The organism is Fertoeibacter niger (genome assembly GCF_009380135.2).
GTDB classification, from domain to species: Bacteria; Pseudomonadota; Alphaproteobacteria; order Rhodobacterales; family Rhodobacteraceae; genus Fertoeibacter; species Fertoeibacter niger.
This window is the reverse complement of record NZ_WHUT02000001.1, coordinates 106,326-122,163: the sequence shown is the minus strand read 5'-3', so window position 1 is coordinate 122,163 and position 15,838 is coordinate 106,326. Positions and strand designations below refer to the sequence as shown.

The following is a 15,838-nucleotide window of genomic DNA, read 5'->3' as shown; positions in this document are numbered from 1 at the left end:
GATATTTGGGCCAGCAAGAACATGGGCGGACGTGATGATTGATGTGCCGAAAACAGCGCGGGTGGTGATCATCGGGGGCGGCATTTCGGGCTGTTCGGTGGCCTATCATCTGGCCAAAGCGGGTTGGAGCGATGTTGTGCTGCTGGAGCGCAAGCAGCTGACCTGCGGCACCACATGGCATGCGGCGGGGCTGATCGGGCAGTTGCGCGGATCGCTGAACATGACGCGGCTGGCGAAATATTCTGCCGATCTGTATGTGCGGCTGGCGGCGGAAACCGGGGTGGAAACCGGGATGCGGCAGGTGGGCAGCATTTCCGTGGCGCTGACGGCGGCGCGGCATGAGGAGTTGTTGCGGCAGGCGACGCTGGCGCGCGCGCTGGATGTTGCGGTGGAGGAGATTTCCTCTGCGCAGGTCAAGGCGATGTATCCGCATCTCAACGTGGAGGATGTGGTGGGGGCGGTGCATCTGCCGCTGGACGGGCAATGCGACCCGGCCAACATCGCCATGGCGCTGGCCAAGGGCGCGCGGATGGCGGGCGCGCGGATCATCGAAGGCGTGAAGGTGACACGCGTGCGCGATGACGGGGCCAGCGTGACCGGGGTGGAATGGGAGGCCGGGGGCGAGCCGGGTTTCACCGCCTGCGACCATGTGGTGAATTGCGGCGGCATGTGGGGGCGCGATCTGGCGGCGGCCTCGGGTGTGACGCTGCCCCTGCATGCGGCGGAACACTTCTATCTGGTGACAGAACCGATTGCGGGCTTGGGCCATCTGCCCGTGCTGCGGGTGCCGGATGAATGCGCCTATTACAAATCCGATGCGGGCAAGATGATGCTGGGCGCGTTCGAACCCAAGGCGAAGCCCTGGGGCATGGGCGGGATACCCGAGGATTTCTGTTTCGATTCTCTGCCCGAGGATTTCGATCATTTCCAGCCGATCCTTGAAGCGGCGATGCACCGGATGCCGCTGTTCCAGACCGCCGGGGTGCACACATTCTTCAACGGGCCGGAAAGCTTTACCCCCGATGACCGCTATTATCTGGGCCCCGCGCCGGAATTGCAGGGGTATTGGATTGCGGCAGGGTATAATTCGGTCGGCATCGTGTCGTCGGGCGGGGCGGGCATGGCGCTGGCGCAATGGATGACAACCGGAGAGCCGCCCTTCGATCTGTGGGAGGTGGATATCCGCCGCGCCCAGCCCTTCCAGAAGAACCGCCGCTATCTGAAGGAGCGGGTGACGGAAACGCTGGGGCTGCTTTACGCCGACCACTACCCCTACCGGCAGGTCGAAACCGCGCGCGGGGTGCGGCGCAGCCCGCTGCACGAGGCGCTGGCCGCGCGGGGTGCGGTGTTTGGCGAGGTGGCCGGGTGGGAGCGGGCGAACTGGTTTGCCGATCAAGGCCAGGAACGCGCATACCGCTATGGCTGGGGGCGGCAGAACTGGTTCGGCAACCAGAAGGCCGAGCATATGGCGGTGCGGCAGGCGGTTGGCCTGTTCGACATGACATCCTTTGGCAAGATCCGGGTCGAGGGGCGCGATGCCTGCGCCTTCCTGCAACGGCTGTGCGCGAATGATGTGGATGTGGCCAAGGGGCGGATCGTCTATACCCAGATGCTGAACGCCCGCGGCGGGATCGAAAGCGATCTGACGGTGACGCGGCTGTCGGAAACCGCGTTTTTGCTGGTGGTGCCGGGGGCGACCTTGCAGCGCGATCTGGCGTGGTTGCGGCGGCACGTGGCCGAGGATTTTGCCGTCATCACCGATGTGACGGCCGCCGAGGCGGTGCTGTGCCTGATGGGGCCGCAGGCGCGGGACGTGCTAGGCCGCGTGTCGCCCAATGACTTTGGCAATGCAGCGCATCCCTTTGGCACGGCAAGGGAAATCGAGATCGGCATGGGGTTGGCCCGTGCGCATCGCGTGACCTATGTGGGCGAGCTGGGGTGGGAATTGTATGTCTCCACCGATCAGGCAGCGCATGTGTTCGAGGCGATCATGGAGGCCGCGCCCGAGGTAAAGCTGTGCGGGCTGCACACGCTGGATTCGTGCCGGATTGAGAAGGGGTTCCGCCATTTCGGCCATGACATCACCGATGAGGATCATGTGCTGGAGGCGGGGCTTGGCTTTGCGGTGAAACCGGCCAAGGGCGAATTCATCGGGCGCGATGCGGTGCTGAAAAAGCAGGAGGCGGGGCTGGCGCGGCGTCTGGTGCAGTTCCGGCTGGAAGACCCCGAGCCGATGATGTTCCACAACGAGGGCGTGGTGCGGGATGGCGTGATCGTGGGCACCGTCACCTCGGGCAATTACGGGCATTTTCTGGGGGGCTCGGTGGGGCTTGGCTATGTGCCTTGCGCGGGCCAGACGGCGGCGGAGGTGCTGGCCTCGAATTATGAGATCGAGATTGCCGGGCGGCGGCACAAGGCCATCGCCTCGCTGGCGCCCATGTATGACCCAAAGGCGGAAAGGACGCGCGCATGACGCGGCACCAACGGTTCGCCGACCTGCATGCTTCGGGGTGTTTCGTGATCCCGAACCCCTGGGATGCGGGGTCGGCGCGGATGATGGCGGCGGCGGGCGCGGTGGCGCTGGCCACCAGTTCTGCGGCGCATGCCTTTACCCTGGGGCGGGCCGATATGGGGGGCGTCAGCCGCGACGAGGCGCTGGCCCATGCCCAGATGCTGCTGGGGGCGACCGCCCTGCCCGTCTCGGGTGATTTCGAGGATGGCTTTGCGGCGGATCCGGATGGCGTGGCCGAAACCGTGCGGCTGGCGGGCGAGGTGGGGCTGTCGGGCTGTTCCATCGAGGATACGGTGATGTCGGGCGGGTCGCATGACTTTGCAGCAGCGGTGGAGCGTATCCGCGCGGCGGTGGCGGCGGCGCGGGCGCTGCGGCGGCCCTTCGTGCTGTGCGCGCGGGCCGACGGGGTGATGAACGGGGTCTATGATCTGGCCGAGGGGATACGGCGCTTGCAGGCGTTTCAGGCGGCGGGGGCCGACCTTTTGTATCTGCCGGTGCCGCCCGACCGTGCGGGGCTGGCGCAGGTGCTGGCCGCTGTGACTGCCCCGGTGAATGCGCTGGCGGCGGGGCCGCTGAAGGCGCTGACGGTGGCGGAACTGGCGGCGATGGGGGTGCGGCGCATCTCGCTGGGCTCGCAGGTGGCGCGGGTCACGCATGCGGCGATCCGCGATTGCATGGCGGGGATATTGGGCGAGGGATCTTTCGCCACCCTGCAGGCCGCCGCCCCGGGGGATGAGATCGACAGCCTCCTGCGGCGGGGCGCCGTGGGGGTATGAGACCGGGCGGGCCATGGGCCTGCCCGACTTGCGCCCGATCGGGGGGCGAAAATCCGGAGCGTGCGGAATGATCTGCGCGCCCGACAACAACTCAGGCCGGGCCACGGGGCCGGGCCTTGCACGGGAGGGCGGCTATGCGCGCTGTGGATCACATCACCCCGCCGGATGCCGGCGACTACATCGACCGGCTGGTGGCGGCGCAGGTGCCGGGCATCGGCCTGTCGCGTGAATTCTACCATGACCCCGCGATCTATGAACGTGATCTGGACCGGGTGTTCCGCCGCCACTGGCATTGCATCGGGCATGAATCGATCATCCCGAACCCGAATGACTTTGAGTTGTTCCGCATGGCCACCGAACAGGTGATCCTGACGCGCGACACGGATGGCGTGGTGCATGCGCTGCTGAACATCTGCCGCCACCGGGGGGCCGAGGTCTGCACCGAAGCGAAGGGCAATGCCAAGGCCTTTGTCTGCCCCTATCACGCCTGGACCTATGGCAATGACGGGCGGCTGAAGGCGGCGCGGCTGATGCCCAAGGATTTCCGGCGCGAGGATCACGGCCTGCGCAAGTTGCATGTGCGGGTGGCTGCCGGGCTGGTGTTCATCTCGTTTGCCGATGACCCGCTGGATTTTGCCGAGGTGGAGCGGCTGTTGCAGGCGACCTGCGGGCAATATGGCTGGGCCGATGCCAGGGTGGCCCACCGCCAGACCTATCCGGTGGATGCCAACTGGAAGCTCGCGGTGGAAAACTATGTCGAATGCTATCATTGCGGGCCAGCCCACCCTGAATATTCCCAGACACATGCGCTGGAACAACCGCTGGACCGCATCGCGGCGCTGAACGCGGCGATGGAGCAGCGCACAACGGCACTTGGCATAGATGTGGGCCAGGATGACCTGTGGCAAACCAGCCAAGCCGGGCGCGAGGCGATCCACGCCTTTCGCTATGCGCTTTATGACGGGGTGCAGTCGGGGTCAGAAGATGGCAGGCCGGTGGCCCCGCTCATGGGCAGGTTCACCGATTTCGATGGCGGCGTCACATCGGTGCATCTGGGCGGCACCAGTTTTCTGGTATGCTATGCCGACCACGGGATGATCTACCGCTTTGTCCCCACGGGGGTGGACAGTTGCGAGATGGAGTTGATCTGGCTGGTCAACGGCAGCGCCGCCGAAGGCCGCGACTATGATCTGGCCCGGCTGACATGGCTCTGGTCCGTCACCACCGCCGAAGACAAGACCATCATCGAGCATACGGCGCGCGGCGTGCGGTCCAAATACTTTGTGCCCGGCCCGATTGCCCCGATGGAGCAGAACGAGTTACGCTACATCGGCTGGTATCTTGAAGAAATCGCGCGGCCCTGAGGCTGCGTCAAACCGCTGCTGCGGGACCAAAGGGAGAATGTGATGGCCATTTCAGCGCATCTGGGGCAGTTCTACATCAACGGCGCATGGGTGGATCCGCTGCCCGGTGCCACGTCGATGGGCGTGGAAAACCCCGCAACCGAGGAAATCATCGCCAAGCTGGCGCTGGGGACCGAGGCCGATGCCGACGCCGCCATCATGGCCGCGCGGGCGGCGTTTGATGCCTATACCGTCTGGCCGGTGGCCGACCGGATCGCGCTGGTGCAGCGGATTCTGGACATTTACAACGAACGGTATGAGGAATTCGCCCAGGCGATGAGCCTTGAGATGGGTGCGCCGCTGGCCTGGGCGCGGTCGGCGCAGGCCTGGGCCGGGCAGGTGCATATCGAAAGCACCATTCAGGCGGCCAAGGATTTCAAATGGGAACACCAGCGCGGCAACAGCCGCATCGTGCATGAGGGCATCGGCGTGGCCGCGCTGATCACGCCGTGGAACTGGCCGATGAACCAGATCGCCTGCAAGGTGGCCCCTGCCCTGATCGCCGGTTGCACCATGGTGTTGAAGCCGTCGGAAATTGCACCCTTGTCGGGCGCGCTGTTCGCCGAGGTCTGCGATGCGGCGGGCGTGCCTGCGGGCGTGTTCAATCTGGTGAACGGCACCGGCCCGGTGGTCGGCGCGCGCATGTCCGCCCACCCCGAGGTGGATATGGTCAGCTTTACCGGATCGACCCGTGCCGGCACGGCGGTGGCTGCGGCGGCGGCCCCCACGGTGAAGCGTGTGGCGCAGGAACTGGGCGGCAAATCGGCCAATATCATCCTGCCCTCTGCCGATCTGGCGGCGGCGGTGGCGGGCGGCGTCGAGGGTTGTTTCGGCAACACCGGCCAATCCTGCGATGCGCCCACCCGTATGTTCGTGCCGCGCGTCAGCCATGACACGGCACTGGAGATCGCCCGTGAAACCGCCGAGGCGATGGTGACGGGCGATCCGCGCAGCCCCGACACCACGCTGGGCCCGGTGATCAGCCGCATCCAGTTCGACAAGATCCAGGGCCTGATCCAGAAAGGCATTGATGAGGGTGCAACCCTTGTGACCGGCGGCACCGGCCTGCCAACCGGCCTCAATCGCGGCTATTACGTGCGCCCCACGGTGTTCGGCAATGTGACGCCCGACATGACCATTTCGCGCGAAGAAATCTTTGGCCCGGTGCTAGCGATCCTGCCCTATGACACGGTGGACGAGGCGGTGGCGATGGCCAATGACACCGTCTATGGCCTTGCCGCCTATGTTCAAGGGCCGCTGCCCGAGGCGCGGGCCGTGGCGCGGCGGCTGCGTGCGGGCACCGTCAACCTGAACTACCCCGACTGGGATACGTTCGCGCCTTTCGGCGGTTACAAGCAATCGGGCAACGGGCGTGAATATGCCGACTGGGGCATCGCGGATTTCTGCGAGGTCAAGGGTATCGTGGGCTACGGTGAGGCATGATGCATTACGGCTATATCGGTCTGGGCAACCTGGGCGGCCATCTGGCCGCCAGCCTGATCCGCGCGGGTTTCCGGGTGACGGTGCATGACCTGAACCCCGCCCTTGGCGCGCGGCATGTGGATATGGGCGCGGGCTGGGCCGACAGCCCGGCAGCTTTGGCCGGGATGGTGGACCATGTGTTCACCTGCCTGCCCTCGCCCGCCGTGTCAGATGCGGTTCTGGCGCAGGTGCTGCCCGCGCTGCGCGAGGGCGCGCATTGGATCGAAAACTCCACCCTCGGGCGCGATGACATCCTGCGGCTGGGGGCTGTGGCGGCAGGCCATGGCGTGCGGCTGATGGAGGCCCCGGTGACAGGCGGCGTGCATCTGGCGGCCCAAGGCAAGATCACCGTGCTGGCCGGGGGCGACCGCGACCTTTACGACCTGCACCTGCCCGCCCTGCAAGCCATCGGCGACCGCATCTTTCACATGGGGCCGCTGGGCTCGGCTGCGGTGATCAAGGTGATCACCAACATGCTGGCCTTCATTCATCTGGTGGCCGATGGCGAGGCCTTGATGCTGGCCAAACGCGGGGGGCTGGACCTTGCGACCGCGTGGCAGGCGATTGCGGCATCGTCGGGCAGCAGTTTCGTGCATGAGACCGAGGGGCAGCTGATCCTGAACGGCAGCTATGACATCGCGTTTTCCATGGATCTGGCGCTCAAGGATCTGGGCTTTGCGATGGGCTTTGGCCGCGAATTCGGCGTGCCGCTGGATCTGGCCGGGATGGTGGAGCAGACATTCGTGAAGGGCAAGGCGGCCTATGGCGGCGCGGCGCAATCGACGCAGATCGTGAAACTGCTGGAGGATGTGCTGGGCACCGATCTGCGGGCGGATGGCTTTCCAGCACGGCTGGAATAGGCCCGCGATCCCACGGCCCCCCCCCCGCAACGGCATTGCCATGGGGTTGGCCGGCGGCTGATCCGGCACGGGGCATCGCCGCAGCCCGCGCCGGAACGGGCAAGACCTAAAACCGCGCCGGGTGACCGGCACGGTTTTTCTGCGGGGCTTTGAGATTTCCTGCGATGCTCAGAGAATGAAGATGTCAGCCGCCGTCATGCCCGCGATATGCGCCCCCTGCAAATCGGCGAGCACGGCCGCGCCGTCGGCATCCGTGCCGTTCATGTCCAGGATCAGCCGAAAAACGTCACCCGAGGCCAGTTCTTCCAGATAGAACTGCGCCGCCGTCCCGACCGGCCCGTCAAAATGGAACAGCGCCGCGTCCAGCGCGCCAGAGGCGAATGCCGTCCCCACCACCGCATTGTTGACCGTCACCCGGTCAAGGCCAAGCTCGAAATCGTGGATGATATCCGTTTCGGCCAGTGATCCGGCCTCGAAAAGCGGGATCGCCATGCGGAACTGGTCGGCCCCCGCGCCGCCAAAAAGATCGTCACGGCCCTTGCCGCCCCGCAGGATATCGGCGCCGTCACCGCCAAACAGCGTGTCGTTGCCCCGGTCGCCCAGCAATGTATCCGCCCCGCCGCCGCCATCGAGCACGTCATCCTGCGTCCCGCCGTTGAGGTAATCATCGCCGTCGAACCCCGACAGGCTGTCATTCCCGCCATTGCCCAGGGCAAAGTCATCGCCGCTGCCCAGCTGGATCACGTCTGCGGCGAAATAGCCCTGAACGGCATAATGCTCGAAATTGCGTATGGTCGAGCCGTGACCGTCATCCGCCTGCGACCCGCTGACCGTGAACACCAGCGCCGTCGAGGGTGCATGGCTCAGCACCAGCAGATCGTCACCGTCGCCGCCATCCAGCAGATTGACCGCACCGGTGGCATAGGTGACGCGATCATCGCCTTCCATGGCAAGAACGGTATTCGCGCCCAGTTGCACGCTGATGTCATCGCCATACTGGCCGCCGATGACGGTATCGTTGCCGGTGTAGGTAAAGGCCACCAGTATTTCCATGCCGCTGATGTCCAGCGTCAGGCCATCGCCCGTTGCGCCGGCATCCGGCCCTGTCAAGCGGATCTCGATATCGCCGCCGCCGTTGAAATTGTCATACCAGTTTATCAACAGCACATCGACGCCAGCGCCGCCATGTGCCCCGCCTTCGCCACCGACGGAAATGGCGATGAAGTCGTCGCCATCGCCGCCGAAAGCATGGTTTACCCCGCCATAGCCAAAATCGCCGGTAAGGATGAAATCACTGCCGTCGCCACCATAATACCAGTCTTCGCCCTCGCCCCCGAAGAACACATCATCGCCCGCGGCACCGTAAACCGTATCATTGCCAGAACCGCCTTCAAGCACGTCAAACCCCGCGCCGCCATGCAGCAGGTCATCGCCGTCATCGCCACTCAGCGTGTCATCATCGTCTCCGCCATAGAGCGTGTCAAAGCCCGCCCCGCCAAAGATCAGATCAAGGCCCTGGTCGCCAAAAGCCACGTCGTGACCGGCATCGGCGAAGATCGTGTCATCGCCCTCCAGTCCCGTGATGCGGTCGCTGCGCAGGGTGCCGTCAAGCAGATCAGGGCCGCTGCTGCCAGGAACCGGATTGCGGGCCATATCAACCTCCCATGAAAGAATGGGCGAAGGTTAGCACCTGTGCAAAAGATTTCATCCTGAATCGGCTGGCTCAAGACACCGGAACGACACCGCTGACAGCAGGGGCACGACCGTAGCCCCGCCCGCGCATCGCCGCCCGGTGCTGCCCCGGCCGCTTTGCCGCACCCAAAAGCGCGAAATGGACCGCCGCGCCGCCGTCATTTCACCGGGAGCGCAGAACGCGGAAAGGGGCGCAAGTGGAAACGCCACAGGTTAACCTGTTGACGAATATAATGTATTCTTGATAGGTGGTGCCCGAGGTCGGACTCGAACCGACATGCCTCGCGGCGGAGGATTTTGAGTTGTGACGATGTGGCGCTGTTTCAAGACGTTGCGCACACTGGCGGCACACGGACGGATCGTGAACGCACCGAGAAAGTGGGCTATGCCGATTTTGCATCGGCCCTGAACCCTGCAAACGAAAACCCCGGTGCGCTGGCGGGCGCAACCGGGGGCATTCAGGACAATAAAGCGATCAGCTTCAAGACGGAACACTACCGCAACCGGGCCGATGCGGCAACTGCGCTGTGCCATGCGATTGCCGAATGTGATCCGCGCGATGCCCGCGAAATCATGGATGCGGCGCTGGCCGATCTGGCCATGGGTTCGCCGCTGCCGGTGTTTCTGTCTGCCATGGATGATGCGCGCTGGTGGGCATCCTTCGCCACCCCGCCCGAACTGAAAGCCTATGCGCTGGCCTGTTTCGAGGCGATGCGCCCGAAGGTGCGGGTTGCGTTCCTCGCCCATGTGCAGCGGGGGGCCGTGGCATGATGCACGACCTGAACCTGCGCCCGCACAGCATTGAAGAACTGGTGTTCCACATGCCGACCGCTGCCCGCGTGGCTGGCACGGCATGGGCGCGCGACTTCGCCAAGAGCATCGTTCAGCAGGCGCGGCGGCGGCGCTGGAATCCGACCGCCAAGCAAGAGGCGCTGATGCGCCGGATGGTGTCCGACATGTTCGAGGCGCGTGCATCGGGCGATGAAGACCTGACTGTTATCGAGTGACCAAAGGGGGCTGCGCATGGTTTCGCCCGACCGTTCGCCACTCGCAGCACAACCCCGCAAAGATGGTCGCCACGGTTTGCCTGCGCACCGGCCACCAAGCGCAAGCGATGATCCGGGGACTACCCCACCCCGCACAGTGTCGGCTCCTTCTGGACCTGTGCAGAAACGCGACGACGAAACCCACCGGCTGGTGAAGCTGCAAGCAGGCAGCGTGACAGACCGGGGACCGCACCAAGGCAAAGCTGCCAAGGGCGGGCTGTGTGAGAGGCACAGGGGGAAGCGGCTGGCCACCGACAAAAGGCATCGCGCGGATACGGATCAGGAAGCGAAGGGCCTTCCCCTGTGTAGCGGGGGGAAGGAGCGGGGGCCGGTTGAACGTGAACGAACTAGGTAAGTATTGCTGACCTATGTTAAGCTGGAAATGAAAGGCAAAACAATGACCACCACGGAACGCACACCGCTGAACGACAACCTGCCGATCACCCTGGCCGAGGCCAAGGAACACACGCGCATCACGTTCAGCGATGACGACACGGCCATTGCCGACATGATCCGTTCCGCTGCGGCTGATGTGGAGGCAATGACCGGGCTGGCTCTGCTGGCCACCACGATCACACACACGACCGGGGATTGCCCCGGCTCGATCATTGATCTGCCTGTCGGGCCTGTGGCATCGGGCGCGGTGGCCACTGTGGCCGTGATCGAACTGGACGGCAGCGCCACGGCTGTTGCCTCGGGCTTCTGGCTTGAGGGCGGGCGCTACCCCCGCCTGCACTTCACCACGACACCGGGCGGGCGGCTGCGCATCACCTATCCTGCTGGCTATGGCGAGGATGCGGACAGCGTGCCGCGTGATCTTGGGCTGGCGATCTGTGAACAGGCGGCGCGGTTGTATGACCAGCGCGGCGGCATCAGCGACAAAGGACCGGCTCTGTCTGCGCACACGGCGCGCGTCATCGCCCGGTATCGCAGGGTGCGGCTATGACCGCGCTGGATATGGTCCCAATGGGGCAACTTCCGTTCGTGCACAGGACCGGCGTGTGTCCTTTTTCATTTTCGCGTTGCGACGGGGGGAAGGCATGAAACCCGCGACCAAGGCCATGCAATTCCTGCAAAGTCTGCGTATCCCCGAGGGGCCGAACGCGGGGCAGCCGGTGAAGCTGGCACCCTTTCAGCGGCAATTCGTCAAGGGCGCGCTGGCCGATGATGTCAACGTGGCGGTGCTGTCGATCGGGCGCGGCGGGGCGAAAACTGCGCTGGCGGCGGGCATCGGGCTGGGCGCGTTGCTGGGCGAATGGGACCGGCAGCCGAAGCGCGAGATCCTCGTTGCGGCGCGGACCCGTGATCAGGCGCAAATCGCCTGGCGTTTCGTGGCGGGGTTCTGTGCAAGCCTGCCCGATGACATTCAGGCGCAACTGATCTTCCGGCGTTCGCCCCGGCTGGAAATCGAGTTTACCGGCGACGGCGGCGGGCATGTGCTGCGGGCCATCGCGGCGGATGGCAAGTCTGCGCTTGGCTCTGCCCCGACGCTGGTGCTGATGGACGAGCGCGGCCATTGGGCGATGGACAAGGGCAACGATCTGGAAGCGGCGCTTCTGTCCGGTCTGGGCAAGCGCAATGGCCGGGCGCTGATCATCAGCACCTCGGCGGCGGATGACACGCACCCTTTCAGCCGCTGGATTGATGACGCGCAACCCGGCGTCTATGTGCAGGAACATCGCCCCGCACCGGGCCTGCCGGTGGATGACCGCGAAAGCCTGATGCTGGCGAACCCCGGCGCGGTGCATGGCATCGGCGCGGGCATCGACTGGCTGGAATCGCAGGCGCGGCGGGCGGCGGCGCAGGGCGGTTCTGCGCTGACTGCCTTCCGGCTCTACAACCGCAACGAACGGATCAGCGGCGAAAGCCGGGATCTTCTGCTGACGGTTGATGAGTGGATGGCCTGCGAAGCCTCGTCTTTGCCGGATCGCGACGGGCCTTGCGTGATCGGGATTGACCTCGGCGGCTCTGCCAGCATGACGGCGGCGGCGTTCTACTGGCCGGAAACCGGGCGGCTGGAATGCCTCGGCACCTTCCCCGGCAACCCGACACTGGCCGACCGGGGCGCGGCGGATGGTGTGTCGGGCCGCTATGTCGAGATGAACGAGCGGGGCGAGCTTTCCACCTTGGGCGACAAGACCGTGCCGGTGGCCCCATGGCTGGCCGAGGTGATGCGCTTGGCCGAGGGCGAAAACATCGCGGCGCTGGTGGCCGACCGCTACAAGCAGGCCGAGCTGGCCGAGGCGATGGACCGGGCGGGCGTGTCCTGTCCTGTGATCTGGCGCGGCATGGGCTGGCGCGACGGTTCCGAAGATGTGGAACGCTTCCGACGCGCTGCCTTTGACGGGCTGGTGAAGGCAAGGCCGTCGCTGTTGCTGCGGTCTGCCTTCGCGGATGCGGTCTGCCTGAAAGACCCGGCGAATAACCTGAAGCTGGCGAAAGCGCGCAGCAAAGGCCGGATCGACGCGGTGGCGGCATCGGTGCTGGCCGTGGCCGAGGGCGCGCGGATGCAGGCAAGGCCGAAGCGCAAGGCAAGGATGATGTGGGCATGAAGGATCATTTCCGCCACTCCAAGCGCATCACGTCTACCAAACGCTGGCAGGCGGTGCGCCATGCCGTGCTTGAGCGGGACGGCTGGGCCTGCGTCCAGTGCGGGGCGCTGCGGCGTCTTGAGGTGGATCACATAAAGCCGGTGCGGGCGCGGCCTGACCTGTCTTTCAACCCCGCAAATTGCCAGACGCTTTGCCGCGTCTGCCACACGAAAAAAACGAGATTGGAAATCGGGCACAAGCCCCTTTCCCAAGACCGCCAAGCATGGCGGGACGCGGTGTCCGAACTCACGGGCCGCGATGATCGAGGCATCATGCAGAAGGAAATCAACGATGCTTGACTCTGTGAAGATCACCCGGCGCCAGTCGGAAATCCGCCAAGCCCTTGCGGGACTGGTGGGCAAGGAAAAGCCGACCGAAGATGAAGTGCGCAACATCGAGGCCATGGACCTTGAGTTTCGCCAGAATGAAACCCGCTACCGGGCTGCGCTGATCTGCGAGGATACCGAACGCCGGGACGCCGGGGCCGAACTGGAAACCCGTTCGGGCAAACAATGGTCCGATCTGGTGGCGGCGTTTGAGGTGCGCCAGATCATAGGCGCATTGAACGAGGGCCGCGCGCTGTCGGGCAAGACTGCCGAGGTGGTGCAGGAACTGCGCAACAGCGGCGGATACAAGGGCATCCCTGTGCCCCTGATGGCGCTGGAACGTCGCGCGGGTGAAACCATCGCGGGCGCAACCCCTGACCCGATCCAGACTCGCCCGACGATTGACCGCCTGTTTCCCGGCTCTGTCGCGGCACAGATGGGCGCGCAACTGATCAGCATCGGCAGCGGTGCGATTGAATGGCCGGTGACGACCTCGGCCGTCACGGCAGGATGGGCCGCAACCGAATTGGGCAACGTGGCAGGGCCGACCGTTTACGCCACGACCGACAAGGCGCTGAAACCGGAACACAACCTGGGCATTCACATGCGGATCAGCCGCAAGGCGATGCTGCAAAGCGGGGATGCGCTGGAACAGGCGATCCGGCGCGACATGGCCGGCACGATGCAAGCCGAACTCGACAAGGCCATTTTCCGGGGCACCGGGGCCGATGGTCAGCCGCTGGGCGTCATCCCCGGCGTTGCAACCTATGGCATCACGGCAACGGCAGTTGATGCCGAGATTGACGCGGCGGTGTTCCGGGCGGCTGTCACGCGGTTCCTTGTGGCGAACGCTGCAAGCGGGCCGGGTGCCGTGCGTCTGATGGTTCGCCCCGAGGCATGGAACTATATGGACGGCGTGGCATCGGCTCTGCCCGATCTGTCGGAATGGGACCGCCTGTTGAAAATCATCCCGGCTGGCAACATCGCCATGACAACGAACGCGCTGGCGGCACCGGCTGGTTCCCCGTCTGCGGTGTCGGCGCTGCTGACCACGGCGGCGGGCGGTGTCGCGCCGATCTTTGTCGGCATCTGGGGGGCCTTGGACATGATCCGCGACCCCTACACCGACGCACAGTCTGGCGGGCTGCGGCTCACGGCGCTGACCACGGCAGACGTGACCGTGGCACGCGGCGCGCAACTGGAAGTCCTGACCGGGCTGGAATTGGCGGCTGCGTGATGCTCTGGGGCGGTTCCAACGGCGGGCTTGAACTCCGTCGCTCTGCGGACGGGGCAACCCGGCTGCGGGGCCGCTTCCCCTACGGCGTGGCCACTCTGTTGCAGGGTGGCCCCGACCGCAGGCGGGAAGTATTCGAGGCGCGGGCCTTCGGTGCCTCTGTGGCCGATGGTGGCGACATTCACTTGCTGGTCGGGCATGACTTTGACAAGCCGCTTGCCAGCCGCGCGGCGGGCAGCCTGATCCTGACAGATGATGCCGAGGCGCTGACCTTTGAGGCGGACCTGTCGCCCGAACTGCGGGCCGTGTCCTATGTGGCCGACTTTCTGGGCACGCTGGCGGCAGGGCTGGTCAAGGGCGTGTCGCCGGGGTTCCGGGTGCCTGCGGGCGGCGATCTGGTGAAGCGTGACGGCGAAGGGCTGATGCGCGTTGTTCGCTCTGCCGACCTGGTGGAAATCAGCGTGGTCACAAAACCGGCCTATCCAGCGGCGCAGATCGAGGCGCGCAACTGGCAACCTGGTGGGGGCAGCCATACCAAGTTGCACCCCCTAAATCGGTGGAGGCTTTGATGTTCGGATGGTTGAAACGGGGTAAGGGCGACCGCACCCCATTGAACGAAACCCGATCCTCTGGCAGCGGCTACACGGCGCAGATCATGGCGGCGCGGGAAAGCTACATCAGCGGTATGTCGGGCATCGGGGAACTGACTGCCACGGTGCAGACCTGTGTGAGCCTCTGGGAAGGGGCCTTTGCCCTTGCCGATGTGCAGGGCACCGATCTGCTGGACCGGCGCAGCATGGCGCTTCTGGCGCGTGCTGCGGCTCTGCGTGGCGAATGTGTGATGCTGATCACGGATCAGGGCCTTGTGCCCTGTGCGGATTGGGACTTGTCCACCCGCAACGGCATCCCGCGCGCCTATCGCCTGTCAGTGTCCGAAGCGGGCGGGGGCCGCACCGAAACCGTGCTGGCGGCGGAAGTGCTGCACCTTCGCATCGGGGGCGATGTGGTGGCCCCCTGGACCGGCACGGCACCGCTGCGGCGCGCCAGCCTGACCGCGAGCCTTTTGCATGAGGTGGAATCGGCGCTGCGCGACGTGTATCGGGATGCCCCGCTTGGTTCGCTGATCCTGCCCCTGCCGGAAGGCACGGCGGATGACATGGCAACGATGCGTGGCACGTTCCGGGGCCGTCGCGGCTCAACGCTGGTGGTCGAGGGCGTGGCGCAAGCCACGGCGGCGGGGATGAATCCGCAGCTGGGCCAGAAGCCGGATCAGATCAGCCCCGACCTGTCGCGCAGCATGACGGCGGAAACGCTTGGCGCGGCGCGGGATGCGATCTGCGGCGTGTTCGGTGTTCTGCCTGGGCTGATGAATGCCGCCACCACGGGGCCGATGGTGCGCGAAGCACAGCGCCACCTTGCGGGCTGGATACTGCAACCCATGGCCGAACTGCTGGCCGAGGAAGCATCTGCCAAGCTGGGCGCGGCTGTGATGATCGACGTGGGCCGACCGCTGCAAGCCTTTGATGCGGGCGGGCGGGCAAGGGCGCTGGCGCAGATCATCGAGGCCATGGGCCGGGCGAAGGAACTGGGCCTGTCACCGGCACAGATGGAATCGGCGCTGCTGTCGGTGAACTTCGGCGGCGGGGATAATTTGGCATAGGGCGGGATGCGCCCTGCGGTTTCGTCTCCGCGAAGCATCTGGGATCAGACGGTGAGTGCCCGGCAGGACATGCCGAAAACCCCGTCACGGCGCGGCCTTCCCGCCTCCTTTCGAGGGCGTGGCGCAGATCGGCACGGACTTTCACCGGGGCCGATCACCGGCAGCCAGGATAGGCAGCCAAGGGGCCGGGGGGCGATGCTTCCCGGCTTACTTTGTTGGCCTGCGAACAAACATTCTCGCAATTGCCGGTATTTAC

14 protein-coding genes are annotated in these 15,838 nt (G+C 65.4%); 13 read left to right on the top strand and 1 reads right to left on the bottom strand.

Features of this window, described 5'->3' with window-relative positions; translation table 11 throughout:
- Positions 1–34 precede the first annotated feature (34 nt).
- From GEU84_RS00640 to GEU84_RS00620, 5 genes are all read left to right on the top strand, one after another.
- On the top strand, positions 35–2,473 hold the full coding sequence (locus tag GEU84_RS00640; RefSeq protein ID WP_152824066.1) for a GcvT family protein: 2,439 nt from the start codon (positions 35–37) through the stop codon (positions 2,471–2,473).
- Positions 2,470–3,288 (top strand): isocitrate lyase/PEP mutase family protein, encoded by an 819-nt coding sequence (locus GEU84_RS00635; RefSeq protein WP_152823577.1) that lies wholly within the window; start codon positions 2,470–2,472, stop codon positions 3,286–3,288. Before GEU84_RS00640 ends, GEU84_RS00635 begins: the two co-directional genes overlap by 4 nt.
- 134 nt (positions 3,289–3,422) lie before the next feature.
- Positions 3,423–4,652 (top strand): aromatic ring-hydroxylating oxygenase subunit alpha, encoded by a 1,230-nt coding sequence (locus GEU84_RS00630; RefSeq protein WP_152823576.1) that lies wholly within the window; start codon positions 3,423–3,425, stop codon positions 4,650–4,652.
- Positions 4,653–4,694: 42 nt separating this feature from the next.
- A complete protein-coding gene (locus tag GEU84_RS00625) occupies positions 4,695–6,134 on the top strand; it encodes an aldehyde dehydrogenase family protein (RefSeq protein ID WP_152823575.1) in 1,440 nt (479 codons plus the stop codon).
- Positions 6,134–7,033 carry an NAD(P)-dependent oxidoreductase gene (locus GEU84_RS00620; RefSeq protein WP_152823574.1) on the top strand — a complete coding sequence of 300 codons (900 nt, stop codon included), beginning with the start codon at positions 6,134–6,136 and terminating at the stop codon, positions 7,031–7,033. The genes GEU84_RS00625 and GEU84_RS00620 overlap by 1 nt, the downstream gene beginning before the upstream one ends.
- A gap of 168 nt (positions 7,034–7,201) precedes the next feature.
- On the opposite strand, the gene GEU84_RS00615 is transcribed toward GEU84_RS00620, so the two are convergent.
- On the bottom strand, positions 7,202–8,686 hold the full coding sequence (locus GEU84_RS00615) for a calcium-binding protein (RefSeq protein ID WP_152823573.1): 1,485 nt from the start codon (positions 8,684–8,686) through the stop codon (positions 7,202–7,204).
- Between the two features lie 351 nt (positions 8,687–9,037).
- On the opposite strand from GEU84_RS00615, the gene GEU84_RS00610 reads away from it, so the two are divergent.
- The 8 genes from GEU84_RS00610 (at position 9,038) to GEU84_RS00575 (ending at position 15,582) form a co-directional block, all read left to right on the top strand.
- Positions 9,038–9,496 carry a hypothetical protein gene (locus GEU84_RS00610; RefSeq protein WP_152823572.1) on the top strand — a complete coding sequence of 153 codons (459 nt, stop codon included), beginning with the start codon at positions 9,038–9,040 and terminating at the stop codon, positions 9,494–9,496.
- The gene (locus GEU84_RS00605; protein WP_152823571.1) at positions 9,493–9,732 is read left to right on the top strand and encodes a hypothetical protein; all 240 of its coding nucleotides are present in this window, start codon (positions 9,493–9,495) and stop codon (positions 9,730–9,732) included. Before GEU84_RS00610 ends, GEU84_RS00605 begins: the two co-directional genes overlap by 4 nt.
- Before the next feature lie 436 nt (positions 9,733–10,168).
- The gene (locus tag GEU84_RS00600) at positions 10,169–10,717 is read left to right on the top strand and encodes a head-tail connector protein (protein WP_174539243.1); all 549 of its coding nucleotides are present in this window, start codon (positions 10,169–10,171) and stop codon (positions 10,715–10,717) included.
- A 94-nt stretch (positions 10,718–10,811) separates the two neighbouring features.
- Positions 10,812–12,323, top strand: a complete 1,512-nt coding sequence (locus GEU84_RS00595; RefSeq protein WP_152823569.1) for a terminase large subunit domain-containing protein — start codon at positions 10,812–10,814, stop codon at positions 12,321–12,323.
- On the top strand, positions 12,320–12,661 hold the full coding sequence (locus GEU84_RS00590) for an HNH endonuclease (protein ID WP_152823568.1): 342 nt from the start codon (positions 12,320–12,322) through the stop codon (positions 12,659–12,661). Before GEU84_RS00595 ends, GEU84_RS00590 begins: the two co-directional genes overlap by 4 nt.
- A complete protein-coding gene (locus GEU84_RS00585; RefSeq protein ID WP_152823567.1) occupies positions 12,654–13,925 on the top strand; it encodes a phage major capsid protein in 1,272 nt (423 codons plus the stop codon). The genes GEU84_RS00590 and GEU84_RS00585 overlap by 8 nt, the downstream gene beginning before the upstream one ends.
- Positions 13,925–14,491 carry an HK97 family phage prohead protease gene (locus GEU84_RS00580; RefSeq protein ID WP_152823566.1) on the top strand — a complete coding sequence of 189 codons (567 nt, stop codon included), beginning with the start codon at positions 13,925–13,927 and terminating at the stop codon, positions 14,489–14,491. The genes GEU84_RS00585 and GEU84_RS00580 overlap by 1 nt, the downstream gene beginning before the upstream one ends.
- A complete protein-coding gene (locus GEU84_RS00575) occupies positions 14,491–15,582 on the top strand; it encodes a phage portal protein (protein ID WP_152823565.1) in 1,092 nt (363 codons plus the stop codon). Before GEU84_RS00580 ends, GEU84_RS00575 begins: the two co-directional genes overlap by 1 nt.
- The last annotated feature ends 256 nt before the right edge of the window (positions 15,583–15,838 follow it).

Excerpts from the sequence above, each read along its gene's own strand:
- GEU84_RS00640 (WP_152824066.1), top strand. The coding sequence starts at position 35 with ATGATTGATGTGCCGAAAACAGCGCGGGTGGTGATCATCGGGGGCGGC.
- GEU84_RS00635 (WP_152823577.1), top strand. The coding sequence starts at position 2,470 with ATGACGCGGCACCAACGGTTCGCCGACCTGCATGCTTCGGGGTGTTTC.
- GEU84_RS00630 (WP_152823576.1), top strand. The coding sequence starts at position 3,423 with ATGCGCGCTGTGGATCACATCACCCCGCCGGATGCCGGCGACTACATC.
- GEU84_RS00625 (WP_152823575.1), top strand. The coding sequence starts at position 4,695 with ATGGCCATTTCAGCGCATCTGGGGCAGTTCTACATCAACGGCGCATGG.
- GEU84_RS00620 (WP_152823574.1), top strand. The coding sequence starts at position 6,134 with ATGCATTACGGCTATATCGGTCTGGGCAACCTGGGCGGCCATCTGGCC.
- GEU84_RS00615 (WP_152823573.1), bottom strand. The coding sequence starts at position 8,686 with ATGGCCCGCAATCCGGTTCCTGGCAGCAGCGGCCCTGATCTGCTTGAC.
- GEU84_RS00605 (WP_152823571.1), top strand. The coding sequence starts at position 9,493 with ATGATGCACGACCTGAACCTGCGCCCGCACAGCATTGAAGAACTGGTG.
- GEU84_RS00600 (WP_174539243.1), top strand. The coding sequence starts at position 10,169 with ATGACCACCACGGAACGCACACCGCTGAACGACAACCTGCCGATCACC.
- GEU84_RS00595 (WP_152823569.1), top strand. The coding sequence starts at position 10,812 with ATGAAACCCGCGACCAAGGCCATGCAATTCCTGCAAAGTCTGCGTATC.
- GEU84_RS00590 (WP_152823568.1), top strand. The coding sequence starts at position 12,320 with ATGAAGGATCATTTCCGCCACTCCAAGCGCATCACGTCTACCAAACGC.
- GEU84_RS00585 (WP_152823567.1), top strand. The coding sequence starts at position 12,654 with ATGCTTGACTCTGTGAAGATCACCCGGCGCCAGTCGGAAATCCGCCAA.
- GEU84_RS00580 (WP_152823566.1), top strand. The coding sequence starts at position 13,925 with ATGCTCTGGGGCGGTTCCAACGGCGGGCTTGAACTCCGTCGCTCTGCG.
- GEU84_RS00575 (WP_152823565.1), top strand. The coding sequence starts at position 14,491 with ATGTTCGGATGGTTGAAACGGGGTAAGGGCGACCGCACCCCATTGAAC.